We start from the raw sequence: 25207 nt of genomic DNA on the forward strand, positions 1-25207 counted from the left end.
TTATCCCGATGTCAATCAATAATGCGATTAAAACTGGCGTAGTGGTCGTCTGAGTAATAACAATTGTCGGTCCGCCTGAGCGGCCCTCCACAGACAATGCGGCGTGCGCCGCGATCGCGGGCGTGTGGCGTGGGGACGGTGTATTCGTGGTAATACCCGCGCCGGTGCGGCGGCAGCAACCGTTCACGATTGCCGAACACGACGCCGTCCTTTTCATACGGGTAAGGCCCGCCAGCGGCAATCGAGTTCAATGTCCTGACAGCTTCCGGCGGCAATTGCGCCAACGCGATGGTGCCGCCTGCCTGCGCCTGTTGCGCTTCACGGGCGAAGGCGCCCGTCTGGTAGCTGCTGCCGACAAGACCGCCCACCGTCAAGGCGGCGATCAGCACGCCGTCGCGGAGCCACTTGCGTGCCATGAATCAGGATTCCCGCTGTTGAATAACGAGTTTGACGACCATGAAAGTCGTAAGGGTATCGCTAATGTCTTTTGGAATCAATGTTCATTGGTCGGACGAAAGGTCGTCCGGGCGGGTATTGGCCGACCGCCGACGCCAGATTTGACAAATCTTGACGCACACGTTATCTCGATCGAGATAAGCTTATCTTTGAGGTTCGATGTTGGACGACTCTCATGCCTCGTCGTCCTGACAGTCTGCACGCCGGATTCATGTCTGCGTCGACCTTTTGCGGGATGGCTAATCCCCAGCCACTGCTCGAAGGCGTGCCCCCCATTGGGGGGCACGCCTCTTTTTTTGCCCGCACAGGCTAACAATCGTCAGCCCGCACGACACACAAACGACAGATTTAACGCGACGCGTTCACGTCAGCCACCAGCAGCGCCGTCATGTTGACGATCCGGCGCACCGTCGCGGAAGGGGTCAGCACGTGCACCGGCTGTGCCGCGCCCAGCAGGATCGGTCCGATTGCGATGTTGTTGCCCGCGGCCGTCTTCAGCAGGTTGTACGAGATGTTCGCGGCGTCAATGTTGGGCATCACGAGCAGGTTCGCGTCGCCTTCCAGGGTCGAATCCGCCAGCACTTCGCGGCGCAGGTTTGCATCGAGCGCGAGATCGCCGTGCATTTCGCCGTCGATCTGCAGATGCGGCGCGCGTTCCTGCAAGATAGCGAGCACATCGCGCATTTTCTGCGCAGAAGGCGCATTGCTCGAACCGAAGTTGGAATGCGAGACCAGCGCGATCTTCGGCTCGATGCCGAAGCGGCGCACTTCTTCCGCCGCCATGATCGTGATTTCGGCCAGCTCTTGCGCCGTCGGATCGACGTTCACGTGCGTATCGACGAGGAAGATCTGCCGGCCCGGCAGCACCAGCGCGTTCATCGCCGCGTAGACCTTCGCGCCTTCCTTCTTGCCGATCACCTGGTCGATGAAGTGCAGATGGCGGTGCGTCGTGCTGACCGTGCCGCAGATCATGCCGTCCGCGTGGCCCTTCGTCACCAGCATCGAGCCGATCAGCGTCGTGCGGCGGCGCATTTCGAGCTTCGCCATCTGCTCGGTGAAGCCCTTGCGGCACATCATCTTGTGATACGTCTGCCAGAAGTCGCGATAACGCTCGTCGTGATCGGTGTTGACCACGGTGTAATCCTGGCCGTTGACGAGGCGCAGGCCATACTTCGCAATGCGCTGCTCGATGACAGCGGGACGGCCGATCAGGATCGGCTTCGCGAGCTTCTCGTCGACGACGATCTGCACCGCCCGCAGCACGCGCTCTTCTTCGCCCTCCGCGAACACGATGCGCTTCTTTTCCGGCTCGACGCCGCGCGCGAGCTGGAAGATCGGCTTCATCGTCGTACCGCTGTGGTAGACGAACTGCTGCAGATGCTGCGTGTACGCCTCCATGTCCTCGATCGGACGCGTCGCGACGCCAGAATCCATCGCGGCCTGCGCGACGGCGGGCGCGATCTTGACGATCAGGCGCGGATCGAAAGGCTTGGGAATCAGATATTCCGGACCGAACGACAGGTCCTGAATGCCGTACGCCGTCGCGACGATGTCAGACTGCTCCTGGCGCGCCAGTTCCGCGATCGCGTTGACCGCGGCGATTTCCATTTCCTTCGTAATGACCGTCGCGCCGACGTCGAGCGCGCCGCGGAAAATGAACGGGAAGCACAGGACGTTGTTGACCTGGTTCGGATAGTCGGTGCGGCCCGTCGCGATCACGGCATCCGGGCGCACTTCCAGCGCGAGTTCGGGCAGGATTTCCGGCGTCGGGTTGGCGAGCGCGAGAATGAGCGGCTTGTCCGCCATCTGCTTGACCATTTCCTGCTTGAGCACGCCGCCCGCCGACAGGCCGAGGAACACGTCCGCGCCAGCGATCACGTCCGACAGCGTGCGCGCGTTGGTTTCACGCGCGAAGCGCTCCTTGTCCGGGTCCATCAGTTCGACGCGGCCCTTGTAGACGACGCCGGCCAGGTCGGTCACGAAGATGTTTTCGAGCGGCAGGCCGAGATCGACGAGCAGGTTCAGACACGCGAGCGCCGCCGCGCCCGCACCCGACGCGACCAGCTTCACTTCGCGGATATCCTTGCCGATCACCTTCAGGCCGTTCGTGAACGCCGCCGCGACGACGATTGCCGTGCCGTGCTGGTCGTCGTGGAACACGGGAATCTTCATGCGCTTGCGGCACTCGCGCTCGACGATGAAGCAGTCGGGCGCCTTGATGTCTTCCAGGTTGATGCCGCCGAAAGTCGGCTCCAGCGCGGCGATCACCTCGACCAGCTTGTGCGGGTCCGACTCGTTCAATTCGATGTCGAACACGTCGATCCCGGCGAACTTCTTGAAGAGGACGGCCTTGCCTTCCATCACGGGCTTCGACGCGAGCGGCCCGATGTTGCCGAGGCCGAGCACTGCCGAGCCGTTCGACACGACGCCGACCAGGTTGCTGCGCGCCGTGAAGCGCGCGGCATTGAGCGGATCCTCGACGATCGCTTCGCACGCGAACGCAACGCCCGGCGAGTACGCCAGCGCCAGATCGCGCTGGTTGATCATCTGCTTCGTCGGGGCGATCGCGATTTTCCCGGGGGTCGGGAATTCGTGATAATCGAGAGCGGCTTCACGGAGTTTGGTATTGACGGGAGTCGACATGAGCGGACGTGAAAGTGCGGATTAGAATAGGTGTTCGACGGCATTGTAGCGCCAATCCCACGAATCGAAGCCTGCAATCCGGGTGCAAGTGCCGCGACCGAAACAGCGCGAAAGCAAAGCGCCCGATTTCGTCACGGCTTTCGCCGCGACTGGTTCGCGTTTCTTGAGCCTCTCGATTCACTCGCTTCGGCCGCCCGTTCCCACTGACACGCCCATCTATGCTTTCAGAGTTTTCGCTCATCGACCGCTTCTTCGCGCGCCGCGCGTCAGGTTCGACTTACCCGCAGCGCGCCGCGCTCGGAATCGGTGACGATTGCGCGCTGCTCGCCCCGCCCGCCGGCGAGATGCTCGCCATTTCGACGGATATGCTGGTCGAAGGCCACCACTTCTTTCCTGATGTCGATCCAAAAGCGCTCGGTCACAAGGCGCTCGCGGTGAATCTGTCTGATCTTGCCGCGATGGGCGCGAAACCTCAGGCATTCACGCTGGCATTCTCGTTGCCGAAGGCCGATACCGACTGGCTGTCCGCGTTCAGCGACGGGCTCTTCGATCTGGCCGAGCGCCACGGCTGCGAACTGATCGGCGGCGATACGACGGGCGGGCCGCTCAATCTGTGCATCACCGTGTTCGGCTCGGTACCGCCGCAGAGCGCGCTGCGCCGCGATGCCGCGCAGCCCGGCGACGACATCTGGGTGTCGGGCGCATTGGGCGACGCGCGCGCGAATCTTGGCGTGCAGCGCGGCGAGTGGTCCGCCGATGCAAGCGAAACCGCAACATTCCGCCGCGCGATGGAGCTGCCCGAGCCGCGCATCGCGCTCGGCCTCGCGCTGCGCGGCGTGGCGCGCGCGGCGCTCGACATCTCGGACGGTCTCGCGGGCGACCTGATGCACATTCTGGAGCGCTCGCACCTGAACGCAACGGTCGACGCCGACGCGCTGCCGCGCTCGGATGCGCTGCGCCGCCTTTCCGCCGACATCCAGCGCCGCTGCACGATCGCGGGCGGCGACGATTACGAGCTGTGCTTCACCGCGCCCGCGTCCGCGCGTGCCGCAGTCGTTGCAGCGGGTCAACAGGCGGGTGTGCCCGTGACGCGCGTCGGTACAATAACTCCACTCGACTCAGCCGGCGCCGCGCCCGCGATCTCCTGGCACGACGCGTCGGGTGCCCCCCTCACTTTGACGTTGCAAGGCTTCGACCATTTCCATGCAGAATGAAACCTCGCTTGGCTCCGCCGGCCAATTTTCCGACGCGCCAACGAACGGACGACCGGACGGGTCGCCGAACGGCTCCGGCCAGGGCGAGCCGCGCGCGCCCAGGCCGCGACGCGCGAATGCGCGCTTCATGCTGTCACATCCGCTGCATATCTTGTCTCTGGGCTTCGGCAGTGGCCTGTCACCCATCGCGCCGGGCACCTTCGGAACGCTGTTCGCATGGGCGTCGTTCGCGGCGTTCAGCGCGCAGCTCACGGTCATCGAATGGGGCATTCTGATCGTCGGCGGCTTCATCGCCGGCATCGGGATCTGCGGCTTCACGGCCAACAGGCTCGGCGTCGACGATCCGTCGCCCGTCGTGTGGGATGAGATCGTCGCGTTCTGGCTTGTGCTGCTGATGGTCACGCCTGCCACTTTCACCGGCCAGTTGTGGGCGTTCATCATCTTCCGTTTCTTCGACATGGTGAAGCCGCCGCCCATCCGGTATTTCGACCGCAGACTGAAAGGCGGCTTTGGCATCATGTTCGACGATCTCGTCGCGGCGTTTTTCACGTTGCTGGTGATTGCGCTCTGGCGGATGTCGGTCTGATTTTCTCCTTGTGCTCCCGGCGCCCCTGGCGTCGCTCTTACCCGGAGTCCAGCATGGCTACCGATTCCGTCGTTCATCAACTCGCGATTCGCGCCGGCAATCGTCTGCGTGACGAGCGGCTGATGCTTGCCACGGCTGAATCCTGCACGGGCGGGATGGTCGCGACGGCCATCACCGACATTTCGGGCAGCAGCGGATGGTTCGAGCGCGGCTTCGTGACGTACTCCAACCAGGCGAAGATCGAAATGATCGGCGTGCCGTCCGATCTGATCGACAAGCATGGCGCGGTGTCCGAGCCTGTTGCGCGGGCGATGGTCGAAGGCGCATTGAGGAATTCCCGCGCGCAGATCGCGCTGTCGATCACGGGCGTGGCCGGGCCCGGCGGCGGAACCGAGTCCAAGCCTGTCGGCATGGTGTGTTTCGGCTGGAGCAACCGGCTGCATACCGTCGTCGAGACGCTGGTTTTCAAAGGCGATCGCGAGCGGGTCAGAGTGCAGGCCGCGACACATGCGCTGCGCGGGCTTTTGACTTTGCTCGACGAGCGCGAGCGTTGATTTTTCTTTCCTTGTTCCTTGCGAGAAAAGCGGCCTGAATCGCTAGATTCTTTTTAGTTCTCGCGCCGTTTCCCCGTCGCATCATTCACACGCAGCCCACGCCGCCTTTGCGCTCCTCGGAAGATCATGGCCACGAATACTGACCGCGATGAACTGATCCGCCGCTTCGATCTCCAGCCGCATCCCGAAGGCGGTTTCTTCCGCGAGACCTACCGCGCCGCTGATTCGATTTGTCGCGAGGATTCGACGGAACGCCGCTCGGCATCCACCGCGATCTACTACCTTCTCTGCGATGGCGCGCACTCCGCGTGGCACCGGATCAAGTCCGACGAACTCTGGCACTTCTACGCCGGCGATCCGCTCAATGTGTACGTGCTCGAAGACGACGGCGCGCTCACCGTTCATCGGCTCGGCGATGCGATCGCCGAAGCCGATTGCGTGTTTCAGGCCGTCGTTCGATCCGGCCGCTGGTTCGCCGCCCGGTGCGACGATGCGACGAGCGTTGCACTCGTCGGTTGTACGGTCGCGCCGGGATTCGAGTTCAGCGAATTCGAAATCGCCGGCGTCGAGGCGTTGCTGAACGAGTTCCCGCAGCATCGCGATCTGATCGTGAAGCTCGGCCCCACGGCCGGCCAGCGCTGACCGGCCGCCCCATCAAAAGCACAGCTTTTCGTTATGCCTGCCGGTACGCATTGATACGGTCGCGCGTATCCTTCGCCGCCTGCGCCGCTGCTTCCGCCCAGTCGTCGCCCTTGCCCGCGTAAAGGATCGCGCGCGACGAGTTGATCAGCATCCCCGTGCCCGCCGCAGTGCGGCCGGCCTTCACCGTCGCCTCGACGTCGCCGCCCTGCGCGCCGATGCCCGGAATCAGCAGCGGCATCTCGCCGACGATCCCGCGCACCACTTCGATTTCCTTCGGGAACGTCGCGCCCACGACGAGGCCCAACTGGCCCTTCGCGTTCCACTTTTCCGCCGCAAGGCGCGCGACGGTCTGATACAGCGGACGGCCGCCCGTCTCCAGGAACTGCAGGTCCGAGCCGCCCGGGTTCGACGTGCGGCACAGCACGATCACACCCTTGCCCTCGTGTTCCAGGTAGGGCTCGATCGAATCGAAACCCATGTACGGATTCACCGTCACGGCATCGGCACGATAACGGTCGAACGCTTCGCGCGCATATTGCTCCGCCGTGCTGCCGATGTCGCCGCGCTTCGCGTCGAGAATCACAGGCAGGCCCGGGTGCTTCAGATGGATGTGCGCGATCAGCTGCTCCAGCTGCTCTTCGGCGCGATGCGCGGCGAAGTACGCGATCTGCGGCTTGAACGACGATGCGTAGGGTGCCGTCGCATCGACGATCTTCTTGCAGAAATCGAAGATCGCGTCCGAGCGGTTGGCGTACGTGCCGGGGAATTTCGACGGCTCAGGGTCGAGTCCGACGCACAGCAGCGAATTCGTGGTCTGCCATGCGTGGTCGAGCGTCTGGATGAATGTGGACATAGAAAATCTCGCGGCGCGTCAATGACTGATGAGCCGCGTATTTTACCCGCGCCGCCGGATGTGGACGCAGCCTGTCCGCGCGCAGCCATTGCAAAGCGACCACGCAGCGACCAGGCAACGACCACTCAGCAACCACATGCCAATCACGAGAGCGCCGCGCTCATTGCCCGCGCTTCGCGCCGCGTCCGCCCGCCATCGCGCGCAATCCCGTTCGCTCGACGGTAAAGCTGAACGAGCGCACGAGCCGCTCGCCGCGCGCGAGCATCGTCATGCCATTGGCGGCCGCGCCGCCCGGCAGGTTCATCGCGTTGATCGGGTGATCGACGGGCTCGAAGCAGAAGAAGTCCTTCGATGTCGGCGTGTAGAGGATGTAGTACTCGGTGCTCGTCGATATCGTCAGCGACAGCCGGCGCTTCGGCCACACCACGGTTGCGTGTCCGCTCCAGCCAGTGAATGCATGATTGACGATCGAGCGCGGCAGCGGATATGCAACCCCGAACTGCCACGCGGGCGGCACGGGAACGTGGCGCACGGGCAGCCAGTCGTCGCCGGAAAGCCAGAGGCCCGCCGCTGCCGCCGACAGTTGCGTGTCGGCATCGCGCACGAGAAACGGATGCACGCCGACGCCGAACGGCATCGCTTCGCGTCCCGTGTTTTCGACTTCGAGCGTAATGACGAGCGTCGCGCCTTCGAGCGCGTAAGTCTGCTTCGCGCGATACGCGTAGGGCTTGCCGTCGCGCCGGTCGAGCGTCAGCGTGACGCTGTCGTGATCGGCGGCTGCGATGTCCCACTTCGCGAGCCAGCCGTCGCCGTGGATGGGGAGCGGCTCACCGGCGCGGTTGCACGGCACGTCGATCACACGCTCACCCAGCGTAAATTGTCCGCCGCCGATCCGGTTCGAATACGGCAGCAGCGAATAGCACGCGAGATCGTTCGCGTCGGTGTCCGCATCGACATGGCGGCAGCGCCTGAACACGGGCACGAGCGTGCCTTCGTTGCGGAAGTCGAAGCGCGTGATGCCGCCGCCGAGCGTCGGCGCCACGTCGAGCCGCAACAGGGAATTGGCGAGCGTCACGCACGCGACGTCGCCGGCGCTCGCCGCGCCGACCGCCACTGCGGACGTGCTCGGCCCGGCCAGCACCGGTTGCTGCACGGCGGCCGCAAGACGCGCTCGCCGCGCGCGAGACTGAGGAGACGACGGAACAGCGGAATTCGCGACAGTCATATCAGGCTCCCATGAGAGGCATCGAACATCGCCATCGGCGCTTTGGACGGCAGACGGCGGCTTATGCGGGCGGCGCGGCGTAGCGGCCGCCTCTTGGGTCTTTGCTGCATGCTGCCCCTCGCGTGGACTTCCTTCGGGGCGCGGACTGCCCTGCTCCAGAATGCTTCTTTCGATCACGTGCTTCGCGTGTTTGCTACGCGCTTTGGGCCGCGCTTCGCTTCGGGCATTTGCCACGCGCATTTGCTACGCCCATTTGCCACGCGCATTTGCTACGGGCATTTGCCCCGCCCATTTGCCAGGACTACCGACCACCTCCGATAGCGCGCATCTCGCTCCAACCGGCTACGCGCCCCTGCTACCCGCGAGCGCCAACGGCGAGCCGTTGAACACAGGCTCCGGCAAGCCGCGCCGGCCCTGCGTCGCGACATACACGCCACCGGCGAGCGCATCGGCAGCGAGCGCCTGCTCTTCGAGCCCGACACGCGCGCTCGTCACATACAGCGTGCCCATCTGCGCGCCGCCCAACGCGACGCAACTGGGCTGCGCGGTCGGCACGTCGATGCGTTCCGTCTCGACGCCGCTCGCGTCATAGCGCACGACGCGTCGTCCGCCCCATTGCGCGTTCCACAGTCCGCCATCGCTATCGACCGTCGAGCCGTCCGGCTCGCCCGTTGCGTCGGTCAGCTTCGCGAACAGGCGCTCGTTCGAAACGCGGCCGTCCGCCTGGTAATCGCACGCACGAATTTCGCGCGTCGGCGAATCGCAGAAATACATCGTCGAGCCGTCGGGGCTGAACGCGATACTGTTCGAAATCGCCGGCGATGGCAACGGCAAACGCTCCAGCGACAGATCGTGATTCAGCCGGTAGAACCCTCCGATCGGCTGCACGGGCGACGCTTCGTCCTTCGTGCCGAACACGAAGCGCCCCTGGCGATCGCAGCGTCCATCGTTGACGCGCGTATTCATGTCCGCTTCGACATCGACGATGTGCTCGATCTGTCCCGTTGCAAGCTCGAAGAAAGCGAGCCGCGACGCAAGACCCAACAGCATGTAATGCGGATCGGCGCAGAGCGCGAATGTCGAGAGCCGCTCAGGCATGCTCCAGAACGTGCTGCGTCCATCGCGCGGATCGTACCGCCATAGACGCGCGCCTTCAATATCGGTCCAGTAGAAGAAGCCGCCGCGCGCATCCCACGTCGCGCCCTCGCCAAGCGCGCATTGCGAATCGACGAGCAGCGCCGCCTGCCCGTTCGGCGCCGCGTCGTTCGCTTCGCTTTCCGTCGCGCTTCGCGTCCTGTCGCTCATGCCCAGCCTCCATCGACGATCACGTCCTGCGCGGTGATCATGCGGCTGTCGTCGGCGGCGAGGAAAAGCGCCATCCGCGCGAGGTCTTCGGGCAGCAGCTCGGCGTCGATGCACTGGCCCTGCTTGATCGCGAACCGCCCCGCATCGTCGAGCCACAAGCGCTTCTGCTTTTCCGTCATCACCCAGCCCGGCACCAGCGAATTGACGCGGACGTTGTGCGGACCGAGATCGCGCGCGAGCCCGCGCGTGAGCCCCTGCACGGCCGACTTCGCCATCGTGTACACGGGATAGCCGCCGTTCTTCAGCATCCAGCTGATCGAGCCGAGGTTGATGATCGAGCCGCCTCTCGCTGCCTTCATGTCGTCGGCAACGGCCTGCGCCGCGAAGAACTGATGACGGACGTTGACGGCGATGCCCGCGTCGAACGATTCAGGTGTGACGTCCTCGATCTTGTGGCGTTGATCGTTCGCCGCATTGTTGACGAGCACCGAGATGGGACCCACCGCGGCGCGCACGTCGGCGATCGCTTTCCTCAGCGCGTCGATATCCATCAGATCGACGTACAGAAAGAGCGGCTTGTGGCGCGAATCGCCGAGGCAGTCGGCGAGCGCATCGCCCGCCGTTTCGTCGATATCGAAGAACGCGACGCGCGCGCCCTGCGCGACGAACTGCTCGACGAACGACGCGCCGATGCCCGTCGCGCCGCCCGTGATCAGCACCGTGCGGTCCACGAGGCTTGGATAGCGCGCATAGACGCTGTGTTCGTCGCGCGCATTCGCGTTGGCCGGAGACGACATCGTTCGGTTTCCTTCTGACGTTGGTTGTTGCGCGCGATCAGTCGCGCGAGCCACGGTTCTTCAACTGGTCCAGCAGCACGGCCGCGAGCAGGATCGCGCCGCGCACGAGGTACTGATAGAACGCATCGATGTTCAGCAGGTTCATCACGTTTTCGACGGTGCCCATGATCAGCACGCCGATCACCACGCCCGAAATCGTCGCGCGGCCGCCGAGCAGCGACACGCCGCCCAGCACGCACGCCGAAATCACGTTCAGCTCGAAGCCTTCCGCCGCGTTCGGCTGACCCGACGTGATGCGCGACGCGAGAATCACGCCTGCCAGCGCCGTCACCGCGCCCTGAATCAGGAAGATGAAGACGCGCGTGCGTTCGACGTTGATGCCGGCGAGACGCGATGCCTCCGGATTGCCGCCGATGGCGAGCGTATTGCGGCCGTACACTGTCGAGTTGAGCATGACGCCGAACGCGATGAAGCAGATCAGCGTCACCCAGATCGGCAGCGACACGCCGAAGAACGACAGGCTGCCGAGCGCGATGAACGTATCCGAGGACACGCCCACTGCCTGCCCATGCGACACGATAAAGCCGAGGCCGCGCACGATTTCCATCGTTGCGAGCGTCGTGATCAGCGCGTTGATGCGCAAGTACGCGATCACCGCGCCGTTCACGAAGCCGATGACCGCGCCCGCCACGACGGCCGCGAAGATCGCGATGAACGTGTTGCCCGTCGCGTTCAGCACCATTGCGCACAGCACGCCCGCGAACGCCACCGTCGAGCCGACGGACAGGTCGAAGTCGCGCGACGCGAGACAGAACATCATCGTGCACGCGACCATGCCGATCTGCGAGATCGACAGCGCGAGGCCCAGCATGTTCTCGATCGAGAAGAAGTGATCGACGGTCAGCGACATCGTGATGAACATCACCGCGAAGATCACGATCAGGCTGTACTCGGTGATCTGCTGCCACCACTTCTGCTTGTCGCTGGCTTGCGGAATCAGCGCTTCGGCGGCGCTCTTGGCGGCCTGTTGCGCGAGGTTTTCTCTGGCTTGCATTTGGTTCACTCCTCCCGTTCCCCACGGGCTGTCGGTCTATCGGGGCTGTCGTCCCGGTCGGATTCAGATCTCGTTCAGTGCTCGTTCGCAGTATTCGTTCGCGACGCGCGCAAACGTCCTGCGCAAACTCATGCCGCTTGCGCCGTCGACGAACTCTTCGGCAGCGCGAGGCTCAGCACCGATTGCTCGGTCGCTGCGCCGCGCGGCAGCTCGCCGGAAATGCGCCCTTGCCGCATCACGACGATACGGTCGGACACGCCCAGCACTTCAGGCAGCTCCGACGAAATCATCACGATCGCGCAGCCGCGCTCCGCGAGCTGATAAATCACGTTGTAGATCTCGTGCTTCGCGCCGACGTCGATGCCGCGCGTCGGCTCGTCGAGAATCACCACCTTCAGATCGGGCTCGGCCAGCCAGCGCGACAGAATCGTTTTCTGCTGGTTGCCGCCCGACAGGAAGCGAATCTTCTGACGGCGGCTCGGCGTCTTGATCTTCAGCAGCTTGATGAAGCGGTCGGCCGTTTCGGCTTCCTTCTTGCGGTCGAGAAACACGCCCGCCTTCAGATAGTGACGGCGGCAGCTGATGTTGATGTTCTCCGCGACCGACGCAATCGCCACGATGCCCTCTTCCTTGCGGTCTTCCGGGCACAGCACGATGCCCTGGCGGATCGCTTCGCCGGCGCTCTTCACCTTGATCGGCTTGCCGTCGAGCACGAGCTCGCCGCCCTTCTTCGGATCGTCGCCATAGACGAGGTGCATCAGTTCGCTGCGGCCCGCGCCGACGAGACCGAAGAAGCCGACGATCTCGCCGCGCCGCACGTCGAAGCTCGCGGGCTCGGCGAGCGGACGGCCTTCGATGTTCTTCGCCGAGAAGCGCACTTCGCCCAGGTCGCGCGGCCGGTAGCCGTAGATGTCCGAGATTTCGCGGCCGACCATTTCGCTGACGATCGTGTCGCGGCTCACGCCTTCGAGCGTCGGATGCGACGCGACCTTGCGGCCGTCGCGGAAGATCGTGCACGCGTCGCACAGCTGATAGACCTCGTCCATCCGGTGCGAGATGTAGATCAGCGCGCGGTTGTCGGCGCGCAGATCGCGCACCAGCTTGAACAGCACTTCCGTCTCGCGATGCGACAGCGAACTCGTCGGTTCGTCGAGCGCGATCACGCGAGCGTTGCGCATCAGCGCCTTGCAGATTTCGACCATCTGCCGTTGCGCGATCGAGAGCTTGCGCAGCTTCGCGTTCGGATCGAGATCGACGCCCATCGCCTTGAGCCGCTCGCGCACGTAGCGCTTCGCATCGGCCTTCTTCACGAAGCCGATCGTGTTGGGCAAGCGGCCCAGCAGCAGGTTTTCCGATACCGTCAGGTCCGGCACGTACTGCAGTTCCTGGTGAATCACCGCGATCCCCGCGGCAATCGACGCGCCTGCATTCGCGAAATGCACCTCGTTGCCGTCGATCAGCACGTGGCCGGAATCCGGCTGATATTCACCGCCGAGAATTTTCAGCAGGGTCGATTTCCCTGCGCCGTTTTCGCCCATCAGGCCATGCACCTGGCCAGCGTGCACGTCGAAAGAAATTCCGTCGAGCGCACGCACGCCTGGAAACACCTTGCCGATATTGTCAAAACGCAGCGTCGCTGACACTTTGCCTCCTGTTGCTTCGATTGATCCTTCGCGCTGGCCGCGGTCGTCTGCATAGTCGTCTGCATAGTCGTCTCTTGTTCGCCTGCACGACGGCTTGCCTTCGCCTGCTTCCGATCCGTTCCGTCCTGCGCGCAGCGCGTGAATGCCGCCCGACGGCATTCACGCGCCTGCGCCCTTCTGCCCGCTTACTTCGCTGCGAGGCCCATCTTTTCACGCACTTCGCCGACGTTGTCGCGCGTGGCGAGCATGCCCTGCGTCAGCGTGAGCTTCGGCGGTTCCTTGCCTTGCGTGATCCACGCGTACATCAGTTCCGACGTCTCTTCGCCGTGGCGCTTCGGGCTGATGATCACGGTGCCGAAGAAGCCCGTCGGGTTCGGCTTCTTGAACTCGTTCAATGCCGAGTCCGCGCCGCCGATGCCGACGCCGATCATGTTGTCGGCCTTGAAGCCGCGGCCTTCCGCTGCGCGCACCGCACCGAGCACGGCTTCGTCGTTCAGGCCGTAGGCGACCCAGTGCTTGAACTGCGGATTCTTCGTCAGCGCGATGTTCGCTGCGTTGAACGCGTTTTCCGTGTCGGTCTTTGCTTGGGGCGCGGCGATCACGTTGGCCTTCGGGAAACCGGCGGCAAGGAGCGCATCCGTTGCGCCCGACGTGCGGTCATGAGCCGTCGGCAGCTGCTCGTAGGTCACGTCGATCGCGCCGACTTCCTTCACGTCCCAGCCACGCTTCTTGATTTCAGCCGCGATGCCTTCGCCGACCTGCTTGCCGATGTTGTAAGCCGAGATGCCCATATGCGGCACCGATTCGATCGGCTTGCCCGCGCCGTCGACGAGACGGTCGTCCACCGTCATCATCTTCAGGCCGTCAGCCTTCGCCTTCGCGACGATGCCCGGTCCGAGCTTCACGTCCGGCGTGCAGATCACGAAGCCCTGCGCCTTTTGCGCAGCGAGGTTGTCGATTGCGCTCATCACCTTCTCGCCCGACGGCGCGCCGATCTTCACCAGCGTGAAGCCCTTTTCCTTGGCGGCCGTTTCGGCGAACTTCCACTCGTCCTGGAACCACGGCTCTTCCGGCTGCTTCACGAGAAAGCCGATCTTGACCGGGTCGGCGGCTTGCGCGACGGGTGCGTTGAAGAGCACCGCCGTCGCCGCCGCTGCCAGCGTGAGGAAAATTCTGCGTTTCATAATGCGTGTCTCCTGACTAGTGAGTAACGAGAAGGTATTGGCCGCGTCTTCTTGTACCGGCTTTGACACACGCGGCCAGCGCGTCAAGCGGTCGACACCGTCGCCTCTTCTTGCGAGGCGGCTTTGCTGCTTTTCTTCTGTTCCTTCGCTACTGCTTCGTTCCGCTTTCTTCTGTACGGCTCAGTCGTGATAGAGCACAGAGCGTCCGCCATCGACCGTGATGCAACTCGCGTTGATGAATGGCGCTTCATCCGACGCGAGAAAAACGGCTGTCATCGCAACTTCCTCCGGCTTGCCGATGCGTCCCATCGGCTGCAGATCGAGGGTCGCCTGACGCGCAGCGGCCGGATCGGATTGCGTATTCCACCAGTCGTGCGTCAGCTGCGTTTCGATATAGCCGGGCGCGATCGCGTTCACACGCACATTGCGCGGCGCGTATTCGATGCCGAGCGCGCGCGTGAGGCCGATCACGCCGTGCTTCGCGACGGGATACGGAAAGCAGCCCGGAATGATCTTGAACGAGTGCGTCGACGCGATGTTCACGATGCTGCCCTCGCCGCGCTCGACCATCCCCGGCAGCACCGCGCGGCAACCGTTCCACACGCCATCCAGGTCGACGGCGAAACAGCGGCGCCAGTCGTCGTCGGTCATCGTCAGCGGGTCGCAAAAGACGTTGATGCCCGCGTTGTTCACGAGCACGCCGATCGGGCCGAACGCCTTTTCGCCCTCGCTCACCGCGCGCTGCACGGAAGCCGGTTGCGTGACGTCCGTCTGCACGGCGAGCGTCTTGCCGCCCGTTTGCGACGCGATGTCGGCGGCCGTCTTTCGTGCTGTTTCGATATCGAGTTCCGCCAGCACGACTGCCGCGCCTTCGCGTGCGAACGCCGCCGCGATCGCTGCGCCGATGCCGCGTCCCGCGCCCGTCACCAGCGCGACCTTGCCCGCGAGGCGGTTCATTTCTTCACGCCCGCGCGTGCGATGCGCAGGCCGTTGATGAACGCCTTCGCGTTCGAAGCCGTCGCCGTCGCCGGCTGACCCGGCTTGTACAGCGCCGAGCCCAGCCCGAAACCGTTCGCGCCCGCGCTCAGGAACGGGCCCATGTTGTCCGGCGCGATGCCGCCGACGGGAAGCAACGGCACGTCGTTGTGGATCACCGCGCGCCACGCCTTCACGACCTGGCAGCCGAGTTGTTCGGCCGGGAACATCTTCAACACGTCGGCGCCGTTCTTCAGCGCGAGGAACGCTTCCGTCGGCGTCGCGACGCCGGGCGCGCAGGCCATCGCGAGCGACTTCGCCGTCGTCACCACTTCAGGGTCGCTGTGCGGCATCACGATCAGCTCGCCGCCCGCCGCCTTCACGTCGTGCACGAGCTCGCCGCGCAGCACCGTGCCCGCGCCGACGATCGCATCGACGGGAATGGCCTGGCGAATGGCCGAAATGCTGTCGAACGGATTCGGCGAATTCAGCGGCACTTCGATGATCCGGAAGCCGGCTTCGTAGAGCGCGCGGCCGTGATCGGCGGCGTCGGCCGGCGTGATGCCGCGCATGATCGCAATCAGCGGACACGCTTCGAAAGCGGCCATCAGGCCGGCGTGCGGCTGATACGGTGCGGGCAGATTCAGATCGAGTTGCATGTCGGTTCCTATATCGCTTGCTGTGTCAGTTGCTGTTCGTCGCCCACCGCTTCAGGTCGATTCCGCTTCAGGTCGCTTCAGGTCGCTTCAGGTCGCTTCAGTTCGCCTGCGCGGCGCCCGACGCCTCGCCGACGAGGCCTGCTTGCGTCGCGATGCGCCACAAGCCGCGCTCCGTCGCGTGCCTCACGAGTTCCGCCCGATGGCAGCCGAACTGGTCGAGCGCGAGCACGTAGCGCTCGCACAGCGCTTCGTTGCCGATCAGTTGCAACGACCGGCCGGCGAGCGTCGATTGCTGTTGCGCGAGCGCGGCTTCGAGGCCGCCCAGTTCGTGGCCGATCAGGAGACCGGACAGATAGTCGGGCTGCTGCTCGCGCGTCAGTTGAGCCGTCAGGCCGAGCGTGCGCGTGCTGAAGATCGTCGCAAGCACGCCGGGTTGGCCCTTTTCGCGGGCGACTCGCACGCCGCGCAGAAACGCATCCGTGTCGGGACGGTCGGGCGTGACCATCGTGCGGCCGAGAATCGTGTGCTCGGTGAGCGCCGCGAACACTTCGCCCGTCATGAACGTGTGAAAGCGCTCGATCTTCGCGTCGCGCACCATCACCCATTTCGCGTGCGTGCCGGGCAGGCCGATCAGCACGCCCTTGCCGGCCGCCGATGCAGCGGCGCCCGACGCAGCGGCGCAAGCCAGCGCGCCGAAAATCTGTGTTTCCTCGCCGCGCATCACGTTCGGCAGCTCGCCGTTCTGCAGCACGCCGGGGACGATGTTGAGCGGCACGCCGCGCGCCGTCTGCACGCGCACGATGCCGTCGACGAGCGCATCGGCGCTCGCGGGCGTATTCACATACGGCGCTTCCTTCCAGCCCTGCGCGCTGCCGACCATGCCCGCAGCGATCACGGGCAGTTCGGGCGAGCGGTCCAGCCACGCGCCGACCGCGGCATCGAACGCGGCATCGAAACCGCCTTCCGCAGCGGGGCGCGGCAGATTCATGATGCCTGCCGTCGATGCGCGCGTCTCCAGCACCGCGCCGTTCGCGTCGAACAGATACGCGCGCAGCGAGGTCGTGCCCCAGTCGAGCGCGATCAACGCGGCGCCGCTTGCCGGCTCGGCGCGTTGCATGGACAGGGTCGAACCCGTCTGAGTCATCGTTTGATCCTGCGCGTAGTCGGTTGCGGAACACGCCAGCCCAGTTCTTCGGAGATTGCGCGCGCTTCGCGCTGCACGACGGGAATCAGCTCGTCCATGCGCTCGAGCGACATGTACGGAATCGTGCTCGCCACCGACAGCGCCGCGACGATCGAACCCGACGCGTCGCGCACGGGCGCGGCCACGCAACGGATCGAGGCTTCGTTCTCTTCGAGATCGAACGTGAAGCCACCCGCCGAGTAGTTCGTCATGCGCTGCATGAAGGTCTGCTGATCGGGCCGGTTGTCGGGCTTGAAGCTGACGCCCGCGAGCGCGCGCCGCGACGCGTCGAACAGCGACTGCCATTGATCGGGAACGAGGTCGAGCATCATCGCCTTGCCGATGCCCGTCGACGCGAGCGGCATCCGGTGGCCGACGCGCGAGCGCATTTCAAGGCCGCGCGTGCCGGGGATCTTGTCGATGTACAGCACGTCGTCGCCGTCGCGCACGCCGAGATGGATGGTGTCGTGCGTCATTTCGGCGAGCGACTCCAGATGCGGACGTGCGACCGTCGTGAGCGGCATCTGTTCGAGCGCAATCGTGCCGAGCTCGATCAGCTTCGGACCGAGCAGATAGCCGCCCTGCACCTGGCGCAGATAACGCGCCTGCACGAGGCTGCTGACGAGCCGGTGCGTCGTGCTGCGCGTCGTGCCGAGCGCGGCGCCGAAGGTGCGCAGATCGCGCACGCCCGCTGCAGCGGCTTCGAGAATCGCGAGGCCGCGCAGCAGCGTCTGCGTGCCCGCCTGCTGCGGCGTGATGTCGAGCAGCGTGCTCGGCAGGCCGATGCTGTCGGCGGGCGGCGTCGGAACGACGGCACCGTTCGCGGAGCGCGGCGCGGGCTTACGCGCGGCGTCGCCCTTCTGCGTTCCTGGTGCTTCCGGTGCTTCAGACGCTTCGGATGCTGCAGACGCGTCCTGCACATCTGGCGCTTCTGACTCGGCGTGGGTAGTCATCGCTTTGTTCATGGCGGGTGGGCAACGTGCAGAGAGGGTTACCGCGAGGTGCCGGCTTGGCGGCTCGCGTCCGGAGCGACTCGAAGTGGCGCGTGCAGTGTGTGCGCAGCGCGCGTGTCGTGCAGCAAGGTGCAGGAAAGCATGGCGTGGCGTCTCCAGTTTCATCCCGCTTCATGCGCCGCGCATGGCGTTGGCGAGGGAGCGGTGATTCTTGCCGGTGTCGTTCGGCTTGTTGAACCGGATTGTAGGGCGCTTTTTTGAGATTCACCAACATATGAACGCAACGCTCATATGTTGGGACGACGCCGCCGGCGACGGAGCTACGGAATATCCGACAGAAATATCCACAATCCTCCTGCCTGGCGATAAGTGTCTGTAGTCAGGAATTAGCGAAATCAAAGATGGGCGATATGGGTTTCGGAGTCATCCGATTGAGAGTCCGCTTTTGCTTGCTTAGCCTGCTTACGCTAAAGCAAATCACTAAATGCCGCCGACAGTTGTCCAAACCAGGCCAATGCCGAACATTTTCGATTCGCTGGCATTCTCGCAACTCAATTTAAAATACCGATAAAATCATGAACAGATTCAAACCGCTATTTATATGCGCGGCAATTGTCGGCGCCGGCATGGCTCACGCACAACCGACGCACGATCAGTTGGTAGCTGACTTCTCCGGTCCTTATGTCGGCGTCAAGGCTGGTGCGAACTTTTCGAGTGCATCGGGCGCAATGGCAAAGCCGTCGCACACGACGTTCTTCCCTGGCGTGGTGGTCGGCTATGGTTTCAATCTTGGCCCGTTGGTACTTGGCGCTGACGCATTCGCCGATCTGCACCACGGTTCCGCGACCTACAAGGACGGCGGAGTCGATGCAAAGATTGGCTATCCGATCGATCGATTCATGCCGTATGCGCGCCTTGGCGTAACCACCAACTGGCCCTCGTCGGCCTTCCATTACGGCATTGGCGTCGAATATCAATTCACGAAAAATGTGAGCTTGTTCTCCGAATGGACTCATGATGCAGCCAATGCATACAATACCCATTGGGTAAATAACAGCATTACCGTCGGAGCGAATTACAGATTCAAATAGCCCGACTCGTCAAAATAAAAACGGCGATTATCCGGAAAATAATCGCCGTTTTTATTACGCCTTGAAACCGGACAATCAATCCGGCAATTCCGCCGCGCCCATTCTGCGGGCGATGACCCGTGCGCGCTGCGCGAGATAGCCGGAGCTGCGATGCTCGTCGAAGTATTTCGGTCTCGGCAGCATCACCGCGAGCCTCGCCGACTGGCCCGCCGTCAGCTTCGCCGCCGACGTCTTGAAGTAATAGCGCGCCGCCGCTTCCGCGCCATACACACCATTGCCCCATTCGACCGAATTCAGATAGATCTCGAAGATTCGCTCCTTGTCCATTAGCGTCTCGAGCATCCACGTGATGATCAGTTCCTGGCCCTTGCGGATATAGCTCTTTTCTCGCGACAAAAACAGATTGCGCGCGAGCTGCTGAGTGATCGTCGAACCGCCCGCGACAATCTTGCCGCGCGCCTTGTTCTTCTCCCAAGCCTGGAGAATCGCGTCGGTTTCGTAGCCGTTGTTATTGACGAAATTCGCATCTTCCGACGCGATGATCGCGCGCTTCAGATTGCGCGAGATCTGATCGTAGGGCACCCATATGCGCTGGATCGACAGATCGGGACGATCCTGCGACAGACGCCAGGCGTCGGAACGCATGAACGCCGTCGATCGCGGATTCACGTAATTCCATAACGCGATTTGCGCGAAGTAGAACAACTGCGTTGCGAACCAGGCGGCGACGAACACCGCGACTGCGTAGGCCACCCAGCGCGTCGGCCCCGCATTCGATCCGGGCCTGCTCGCACGCCTCGTTTGTGTCATCGTCGTCGCTGTGCCGTGAAGTCGGGGAACGCGTGGGCGCTGCTCGCGCTCACGCGCTTTGCGGCGCGCGCAGCATCTCGCGCAGCGCGGCGAGCACGGGCGCGCCATCGGGACGCACGCCGCGCCACACGAAGAACGACTCCGCCGCCTGCTCGACCAGCATGCCGAGTCCGTCCGCCGCGCGCGCGCCCAGCTTGCTGGCGTGCTGCATAAACACGGTCGGCTGCGCGCCGTACATCATGTCGTACGCGAGCGTGCCCGCGCCGAACGCGCCGTCGTCGCACTCGGGACGCGACGCATCGAGGCTGCTCGCCGTCGCGTTGACGATCACGTCGTACGCGCCCGGTTCGATCGCCTGGGCGCCGCCGCCCGTCAGACGGCACGCCGCGTCGCTTGCCGCGCTCGCGAACTGCGCGATCAGCGCGTCGGCCTTCGATGCCGTGCGGTTCACTATGGTCAGCGTATGCGGCTTGCGCTCGAGTATCGGCAGCACGACGCCGCGCGCCGCGCCGCCCGCGCCCAGCAGCAGCACGCGCGCACCCGCGAGCGGCACGCGCAGATTCACTTCGATGTCGCGCACGAGGCCGAAGCCGTCGGTGTTGTCGCCGTAGATGCTGCCGTCCTTCTCGAAGCGCAGCGTATTGACCGCGCCCGCCGCGGCCGCGCGCGGCGACAGCGACGTGGCGAACGCGTGTGCGTCGAGCTTGAACGGCACGGTCACGTTCAGGCCGCGCCCGCCTTCGTCGATGAACGCGCGCACGTGCGCCGCGAACTGATCGACGGGCGCGTGCAGACGGCCGTATTCGACGGGCTCGCCTGTCTGCTCGGCGAAACGCGCATGGATGAACGGCGACTTGCTGTGCGCGATCGGATTGCCGATCACCGCATAGCGGTCGCGCTGGAGCGGCGTTGTGCTCATCGGCTGGGCTCCGTCGCGTGATGGCCCACGTCCTGTTTCGGGTCTTTTTGATCAGCAGAATCCGACGAATCGTTTCCGGCGGCCGGTTCGCCGTCCGCCGCGTTCGTCGCGGTATCGGCCTCGGCCTGCGCTTCCGCTTCGCTTTCGGCGGATGCGTCGGCGGCGTCGATGATCTCCTCGTCGCCCTCGTCCTCTTCTTCCGCGCCGCTCGTCACCGTCGGCGCATCGAGCACGTGCAGCGGACGCACCGATGCCTCGATCGTCAGCTCATCCACCGACATCACTTCGAGCATCAGCCGCGTGCCGCGCGCATGCACGCCGAGCCCGGGCACATGCAGCAGCAGCGGCACTTCTTCGAGCCGCACGAGATCGCCCTTCACCACCGACGCGACCACCTGCTTCCTGTTCTCCTGCGTGAGCCAGCGCAGACACCAGAAATACTCCATGCGCCGCTGATGATCGGCGTATGCGCTGTAGGTGTCGTCGAAGCCCTGCACGACGGCGAACAGATCGGCGTCCTTCGGCTTGAACGGCGACACGAGCTTGGCCGTCACGCCGTGCTGCACGCAAGCGATCAGCTGCCACTGGTTGACGAGGTCGACATAGCGGCGCAGCGGTGACGTGCTCCACGCGTACTGCGCAACGCCGAGGCCTTCGTGCGGCGCGGCCGTCGTCTGCATGCGCGTGCGTTTCGGGCCCGTCGGCGCGCCGAACGCGCGCTGCGAGCGGTAGATGCCCGGCACGCCGTGATCGTGCAGGAACGCGCCCCACGTCGAGTTCGCGAGGATCGCCAGTTCGGCGACGATCGTATCGAGCGGCGAACCGCGTCGGCGCGGCGTGATCGACACGTGCTCGCCTTCGACGTAGAAGTTGAAATCGGTATTGCGCTGCACTTCGCGCTTCAGGCCGTAGCCCGCGCGCGCGACCTGGCGCTTCTCGAACAGCGACTGCGCGAACGGCCACAGCACCGCGATGTCTTCCTTGTGCGGATAGTCGCCCGTGCCGTTGGCGAGCGCCTCTTCCGTCACGAGTTCGTCGAGCGTGTTGTGGCGCAGATTGTTCTTCACGTAGACGAGTTCGGCGCGCGTTTCGCTCGCGACGATTTCCTGCGTCTCGCGATTCACGATGCTGTACAGCGACAGCGCCGGCCGCAAGCCGCCTTCGGCGAGCGTGAATTTGTCCACGACGGAATCGGGCAGCATCGTGATCTTGTCGCCCGGCATGTACACGGTCGACAGACGGCCCCGCGCGATCGCATCGACGGCATCGCCGCGTGCGATGCCGAGCGCGGGTGCAGCAATGTGAATGCCGATTCGCACGCGCCCGTCGGCCAGATGCTCGACGGAGAAGGCGTCGTCGATTTCAGTCGTGGTCACGTCGTCGATCGAGAAGGCTTCGACTTCGGCTTGCGGCAAATCGTCCGGCAGCTCGCCGATCGTCACGTGCGGAAAACCCGTGCCGTGCGGAAAGTATTCGGACAGGAAACGCGCTTCGTGCAGCGCGCGCGCCGACGGAATGCCGCCGCATTCGAGCATCAGACGCGCCGCCGAAATCCCGCGCGCCGCCGCTGCCGCTTCGAGCGCCTTGTATTCGATCGCGTTCTTGTCGGGCCTCGTCAGCAGTCCGAGCGCCTTGCTCTGGAATCCGTCCGGCAGGCGGCCCGCCTTCAGTTCCTCTTCGTAGCTCTGCTGGACGAGCGCCTGCTGGCGCTTGCGCTCGAGCGACGCGAGCGCCATTTTCAGTTGCTCTTCGGGCGCGCGCTGATACTGGCCGCGCCCCTTGCGGCGAAAATAGACGGGCGAGCCGTGCATGCGCAGGATCAGCGCCGCGCGCTCGACGGGTCCGAACGAGTCGCCGAAATACTCGGCGCCGAGCGTCGCAAACGGAAATTCTTCTTCCGGCGCGCATTCCCACAGAAAGTCGAGATCGATCTCCTGCGCGACGGCATCGGCCTGCTCCATCAGCTCGCCCGCCGTCGGCTTCTCGAACTCGATCAGCACGTCTTTCGCGCGGACTTTCGCGCGGCGTCCGCCAGGCAGCTCGACCTGGAACGCGTCGCCTTGACGCGACAGCACGCTGCCCGCCTTGAAACTGCCCGATTCCTCAAAGAAAACGTTCACTCAATACTCTCGTTCTGGCTTGCGTCGGCCGGCGCGCGGTGCTGCGTGATTGTGCGTCGGCGTCGTGTTCGGTGTGGTGCTCCGCAACGCGCGTGCCGGACGGCGCGCGCCGTTTGCGGATCATCGGATCATGCCGCCTCGCGTGGCGCGGGCGGCTCGGCGTCGGCGGCGTCGCAAAACGCGAGCACGTCGTCGACATAATCGGGAAACTCGCTGATCGCGTGGTCGCTGCCTTCGATCAGTTTCGTCCGCACGCCGGGATAGTGCGCGAGCATTTCGCGATAATCGAGCACTTCGTCGCCGGTGGCGGCAATCAGATAATAGCGTTCGGGGCGCGTGATCGACGCAACGCCGAGCGCGCGTAATTCATCCAGATGATGCGGCTCGACGACGATGCTGCCACCGCCGTGCCACAACGGCTGCTCGCCGAGATAGTGGCTCAGGTCGCGCTGCGGCACGACGGCCGGGTTCAGCAGCAACGCGCGCCAGCCGTGCTTTTCAGCGAGATGCGTCGCGAAGTAGCCGCCGAGCGAACTGCCGATCATCGTCACATGCGCCGGCCTGGCCGCGGCGACCAGTTCTTCGACGAGCGCCACGGTTTCGAGCGGCGACACGGGCAGCATCGGACAGCACCATTCTGCGCTGCGGCCGAGCGCGGCAAGCCGCCCGGCCATCACGCGCGCCTTGAACGAATTGGGCGACGAGCGGAAACCGTGCAGATAGAGAATCACGCGACGCCCCGCGCCTGCTCCGCCGGGCGCGCCGACAGCGCGTCGAGCAGCTTCTGGTGCACACCGCCGAAGCCGCCGTTGCTCATCACGAGTACGTGATCGCCAGGCTGCGCCGCCGCGACGATGGCTTTGACCAGCGCGTCGATGTCGCTGAACGCCAGCGCCTTGCCGCCCATCGGCGCGAGCGCTTCGGCGAGGTCCCAGCCGAGCGCGTCCTTGCCCGCCGGCGCGCCGTAGCCGAATACGAGGTCGGCGTCGGCGAGGCTCGACGGCAACTGCGCCTTCATCACGCCGAGCTTCATCGTGTTCGAGCGCGGCTCCAACACGGCGAGTACGCGTGTGTTGTCGCGGCCCACCCGCGTGCGCAGGCCGGCGATCGTCGTCTGGATCGCCGTCGGGTGATGCGCGAAATCGTCGTAGACGGTCACGCCGTCGACGCTGCCGCGCACTTCCATCCGGCGCTTCACGTTGCGGAAGGTCGACAGCGACTTCGCGGCCTGCGCGGGCGGCACACCGATGTGGCGCGCTGCGGCGATCGCGGCGATGGCGTTCATCCGGTTGTGGTCGCCCTGCACCTGCCAGTCGACCACGCCGACACGCTCGCCGCCGTGATAGACGGCGAAGCGCTCGTCGACGGCGACACCGTCTTCAGCGGGCAGCGCCTGCCAGCCGCCTTCGACGCCAAAGCGCTCCACATCGCTCCAGCAGCCGCGCGTCAGCACGCGTTCGAGCGCGTCTTCGCGGCCATTCGACACGATGCGGCCGATGCCCGGCACCGTGCGCACGAGGTGATGAAATTGCGTTTCGATCGCAGTGAGATCCGGGAAGATGTCGGCGTGATCGAATTCCAGGTTATTCAGGATCGCCGTGCGCGGCCGGTAATGGACGAACTTCGAGCGCTTGTCGAAGAACGCCGTGTCGTATTCGTCGGCTTCGATCACGAAGAAGCTCGAATCGGTCAGCCGCGCCGACACGCCGAAATTCAACGGCACCCCGCCGATCAGGAAGCCTGGATTCATCCCGGCGTCTTCGAGCAGCCACGTCAGCATCGACGTCGTGGTCGTCTTGCCGTGCGTGCCCGCGACCGCGAGCACCCATTTGCCGCTCAGCACATGCTCGCCGAGCCATTGCGGACCGGACGTGTACGGCAGGCCGCGATTCAGGATTTCTTCCATCAGCGGATTGCCGCGCGTCACGACGTTGCCGACCACGAAGAGATCGGGCTTCAGGTCGAGCTGCTCGACGCCCCAGCCTTCGATCAGCTTGATCCCTTGCGCCTCGAGCTGCGTGCTCATCGGCGGGTAGACGCCGGCGTCGCAACCCGTCACCGTGTGCCCAGCGTTGCGCGCGAGAACAGCGAGACCGCCCATGAACGTGCCGCAGATGCCGAGGATGTGAATGTGCATAAAAGCTGTCGCGCCGCAGGGCGTGTTTTGCGTGGAAGGAGATGCGCGCAAAGGGCCGAAAAGCCCTCGCGGCAAAGGACGCTTATTGTAACCGACAGGCCCGCCCGTTCCTGCGCGCGCGAGCTTTCCGAAGCGCCGTCGAACGCGCGCTCGAGCCTTGGGCGGCGCGGGCGCGCGCAAAAAGGCCACCGGGTTTTCTCTAGT

Annotated in this window: 23 protein-coding genes; 5 read left to right on the forward strand and 18 right to left on the reverse strand. The window is 64.6% G+C overall.

Translation table 11 applies throughout. The features are described 5' to 3' along the window. Window positions 1-11 precede the first annotated feature (11 nt). On the reverse strand, window positions 12-416 hold the full coding sequence (locus AB4Y32_RS26960) for a ribonuclease (RefSeq protein ID WP_152755283.1): 405 nt from the start codon (window positions 414-416) through the stop codon (window positions 12-14). Window positions 417-804: 388 nt separating this feature from the next. Continuing rightward, window positions 805-3099, reverse strand: coding sequence for an NADP-dependent malic enzyme (locus AB4Y32_RS26965; protein ID WP_368724290.1), 2295 nt, complete (start codon window positions 3097-3099; stop codon window positions 805-807). Window positions 3100-3317: 218 nt separating this feature from the next. Here AB4Y32_RS26965 and thiL point away from each other — a divergent pair, with 218 nt between their 5' ends. From thiL to AB4Y32_RS26985, 4 genes are all read left to right on the forward strand, one after another. Continuing rightward, on the forward strand, window positions 3318-4313 hold the full coding sequence (thiL, locus tag AB4Y32_RS26970) for a thiamine-phosphate kinase (RefSeq protein WP_368724291.1): 996 nt from the start codon (window positions 3318-3320) through the stop codon (window positions 4311-4313). After that, entirely contained in the window at window positions 4303-4899 is a 597-nt protein-coding gene (locus AB4Y32_RS26975; RefSeq protein ID WP_368724292.1) for a phosphatidylglycerophosphatase A, read from the forward strand. Before thiL ends, AB4Y32_RS26975 begins: the two co-directional genes overlap by 11 nt. A 53-nt stretch (window positions 4900-4952) precedes the next feature. Continuing rightward, complete coding sequence (locus tag AB4Y32_RS26980; RefSeq protein WP_368724293.1) at window positions 4953-5453, forward strand: CinA family protein; 501 nt, start codon at window positions 4953-4955, stop codon at window positions 5451-5453. Between the two features lie 126 nt (window positions 5454-5579). Further along, window positions 5580-6095 carry a cupin domain-containing protein gene (locus AB4Y32_RS26985; protein ID WP_368724294.1) on the forward strand — a complete coding sequence of 172 codons (516 nt, stop codon included), beginning with the start codon at window positions 5580-5582 and terminating at the stop codon, window positions 6093-6095. A 31-nt stretch (window positions 6096-6126) separates the two neighbouring features. Here AB4Y32_RS26985 and pyrF read toward each other — a convergent pair whose 3' ends face one another. From pyrF to AB4Y32_RS27040, 11 genes are all read right to left on the reverse strand, one after another. Next, window positions 6127-6948, reverse strand: coding sequence for an orotidine-5'-phosphate decarboxylase (gene pyrF, locus AB4Y32_RS26990; RefSeq protein ID WP_368724295.1), 822 nt, complete (start codon window positions 6946-6948; stop codon window positions 6127-6129). A gap of 160 nt (window positions 6949-7108) precedes the next feature. After that, on the reverse strand, window positions 7109-8173 hold the full coding sequence (locus tag AB4Y32_RS26995; protein WP_368724296.1) for an aldose 1-epimerase: 1065 nt from the start codon (window positions 8171-8173) through the stop codon (window positions 7109-7111). A 342-nt stretch (window positions 8174-8515) separates the two neighbouring features. Beyond that, window positions 8516-9478: an SMP-30/gluconolactonase/LRE family protein gene (locus AB4Y32_RS27000; RefSeq protein ID WP_368724297.1), complete on the reverse strand. Its 963-nt coding sequence runs from the start codon at window positions 9476-9478 to the stop codon at window positions 8516-8518. Beyond that, the gene (locus AB4Y32_RS27005) at window positions 9475-10275 is read right to left on the reverse strand and encodes an SDR family NAD(P)-dependent oxidoreductase (RefSeq protein WP_368724298.1); all 801 of its coding nucleotides are present in this window, start codon (window positions 10273-10275) and stop codon (window positions 9475-9477) included. Before AB4Y32_RS27005 ends, AB4Y32_RS27000 begins: the two co-directional genes overlap by 4 nt. Window positions 10276-10312: 37 nt before the next feature. Next, entirely contained in the window at window positions 10313-11329 is a 1017-nt protein-coding gene (araH, locus tag AB4Y32_RS27010; protein ID WP_368724299.1) for an L-arabinose ABC transporter permease AraH, read from the reverse strand. 128 nt (window positions 11330-11457) lie between these two features. Continuing rightward, window positions 11458-12972, reverse strand: coding sequence for an L-arabinose ABC transporter ATP-binding protein AraG (gene araG / locus AB4Y32_RS27015; RefSeq protein ID WP_368724300.1), 1515 nt, complete (start codon window positions 12970-12972; stop codon window positions 11458-11460). 185 nt (window positions 12973-13157) lie between these two features. After that, entirely contained in the window at window positions 13158-14156 is a 999-nt protein-coding gene (locus AB4Y32_RS27020; RefSeq protein ID WP_368724301.1) for an arabinose ABC transporter substrate-binding protein, read from the reverse strand. A gap of 180 nt (window positions 14157-14336) precedes the next feature. Next, window positions 14337-15113, reverse strand: a complete 777-nt coding sequence (locus AB4Y32_RS27025; protein WP_368724302.1) for an SDR family oxidoreductase — start codon at window positions 15111-15113, stop codon at window positions 14337-14339. Continuing rightward, on the reverse strand, window positions 15110-15790 hold the full coding sequence (locus tag AB4Y32_RS27030) for a 2-dehydro-3-deoxy-6-phosphogalactonate aldolase (RefSeq protein ID WP_087735183.1): 681 nt from the start codon (window positions 15788-15790) through the stop codon (window positions 15110-15112). Before AB4Y32_RS27030 ends, AB4Y32_RS27025 begins: the two co-directional genes overlap by 4 nt. A 97-nt stretch (window positions 15791-15887) precedes the next feature. Further along, on the reverse strand, window positions 15888-16934 hold the full coding sequence (locus AB4Y32_RS27035) for a 2-dehydro-3-deoxygalactonokinase (protein WP_368724303.1): 1047 nt from the start codon (window positions 16932-16934) through the stop codon (window positions 15888-15890). Beyond that, window positions 16931-17938, reverse strand: coding sequence for an IclR family transcriptional regulator (locus AB4Y32_RS27040; protein ID WP_368724304.1), 1008 nt, complete (start codon window positions 17936-17938; stop codon window positions 16931-16933). The genes AB4Y32_RS27035 and AB4Y32_RS27040 overlap by 4 nt, the downstream gene beginning before the upstream one ends. Window positions 17939-18501: 563 nt before the next feature. Here AB4Y32_RS27040 and AB4Y32_RS27045 point away from each other — a divergent pair. After that, window positions 18502-19017: an outer membrane protein gene (locus AB4Y32_RS27045; protein WP_368724305.1), complete on the forward strand. Its 516-nt coding sequence runs from the start codon at window positions 18502-18504 to the stop codon at window positions 19015-19017. 75 nt (window positions 19018-19092) lie between these two features. Here the strand turns inward: AB4Y32_RS27045 and mtgA are convergent, their stop codons facing one another. From mtgA to mpl, 5 genes are all read right to left on the reverse strand, one after another. After that, the gene (gene mtgA, locus AB4Y32_RS27050; RefSeq protein WP_368724306.1) at window positions 19093-19827 is read right to left on the reverse strand and encodes a monofunctional biosynthetic peptidoglycan transglycosylase; all 735 of its coding nucleotides are present in this window, start codon (window positions 19825-19827) and stop codon (window positions 19093-19095) included. A gap of 49 nt (window positions 19828-19876) precedes the next feature. Further along, window positions 19877-20746 (reverse strand): shikimate dehydrogenase, encoded by an 870-nt coding sequence (gene aroE / locus AB4Y32_RS27055; protein ID WP_368724307.1) that lies wholly within the window; start codon window positions 20744-20746, stop codon window positions 19877-19879. Further along, a complete protein-coding gene (locus tag AB4Y32_RS27060) occupies window positions 20743-22866 on the reverse strand; it encodes a ribonuclease catalytic domain-containing protein (protein ID WP_368724308.1) in 2124 nt (707 codons plus the stop codon). The genes aroE and AB4Y32_RS27060 overlap by 4 nt, the downstream gene beginning before the upstream one ends. 128 nt (window positions 22867-22994) lie before the next feature. Then, window positions 22995-23597, reverse strand: a complete 603-nt coding sequence (locus AB4Y32_RS27065) for a YqiA/YcfP family alpha/beta fold hydrolase (RefSeq protein ID WP_368724309.1) — start codon at window positions 23595-23597, stop codon at window positions 22995-22997. Further along, window positions 23594-25054: a UDP-N-acetylmuramate:L-alanyl-gamma-D-glutamyl-meso-diaminopimelate ligase gene (mpl, locus tag AB4Y32_RS27070; RefSeq protein ID WP_439899851.1), complete on the reverse strand. Its 1461-nt coding sequence runs from the start codon at window positions 25052-25054 to the stop codon at window positions 23594-23596. Before mpl ends, AB4Y32_RS27065 begins: the two co-directional genes overlap by 4 nt. Window positions 25055-25207 lie beyond the last annotated feature (153 nt).

The organism is Paraburkholderia phymatum, from assembly GCF_040965635.1.
Taxonomy (GTDB): Bacteria; Pseudomonadota; Gammaproteobacteria; order Burkholderiales; family Burkholderiaceae; genus Paraburkholderia; species Paraburkholderia phymatum_B.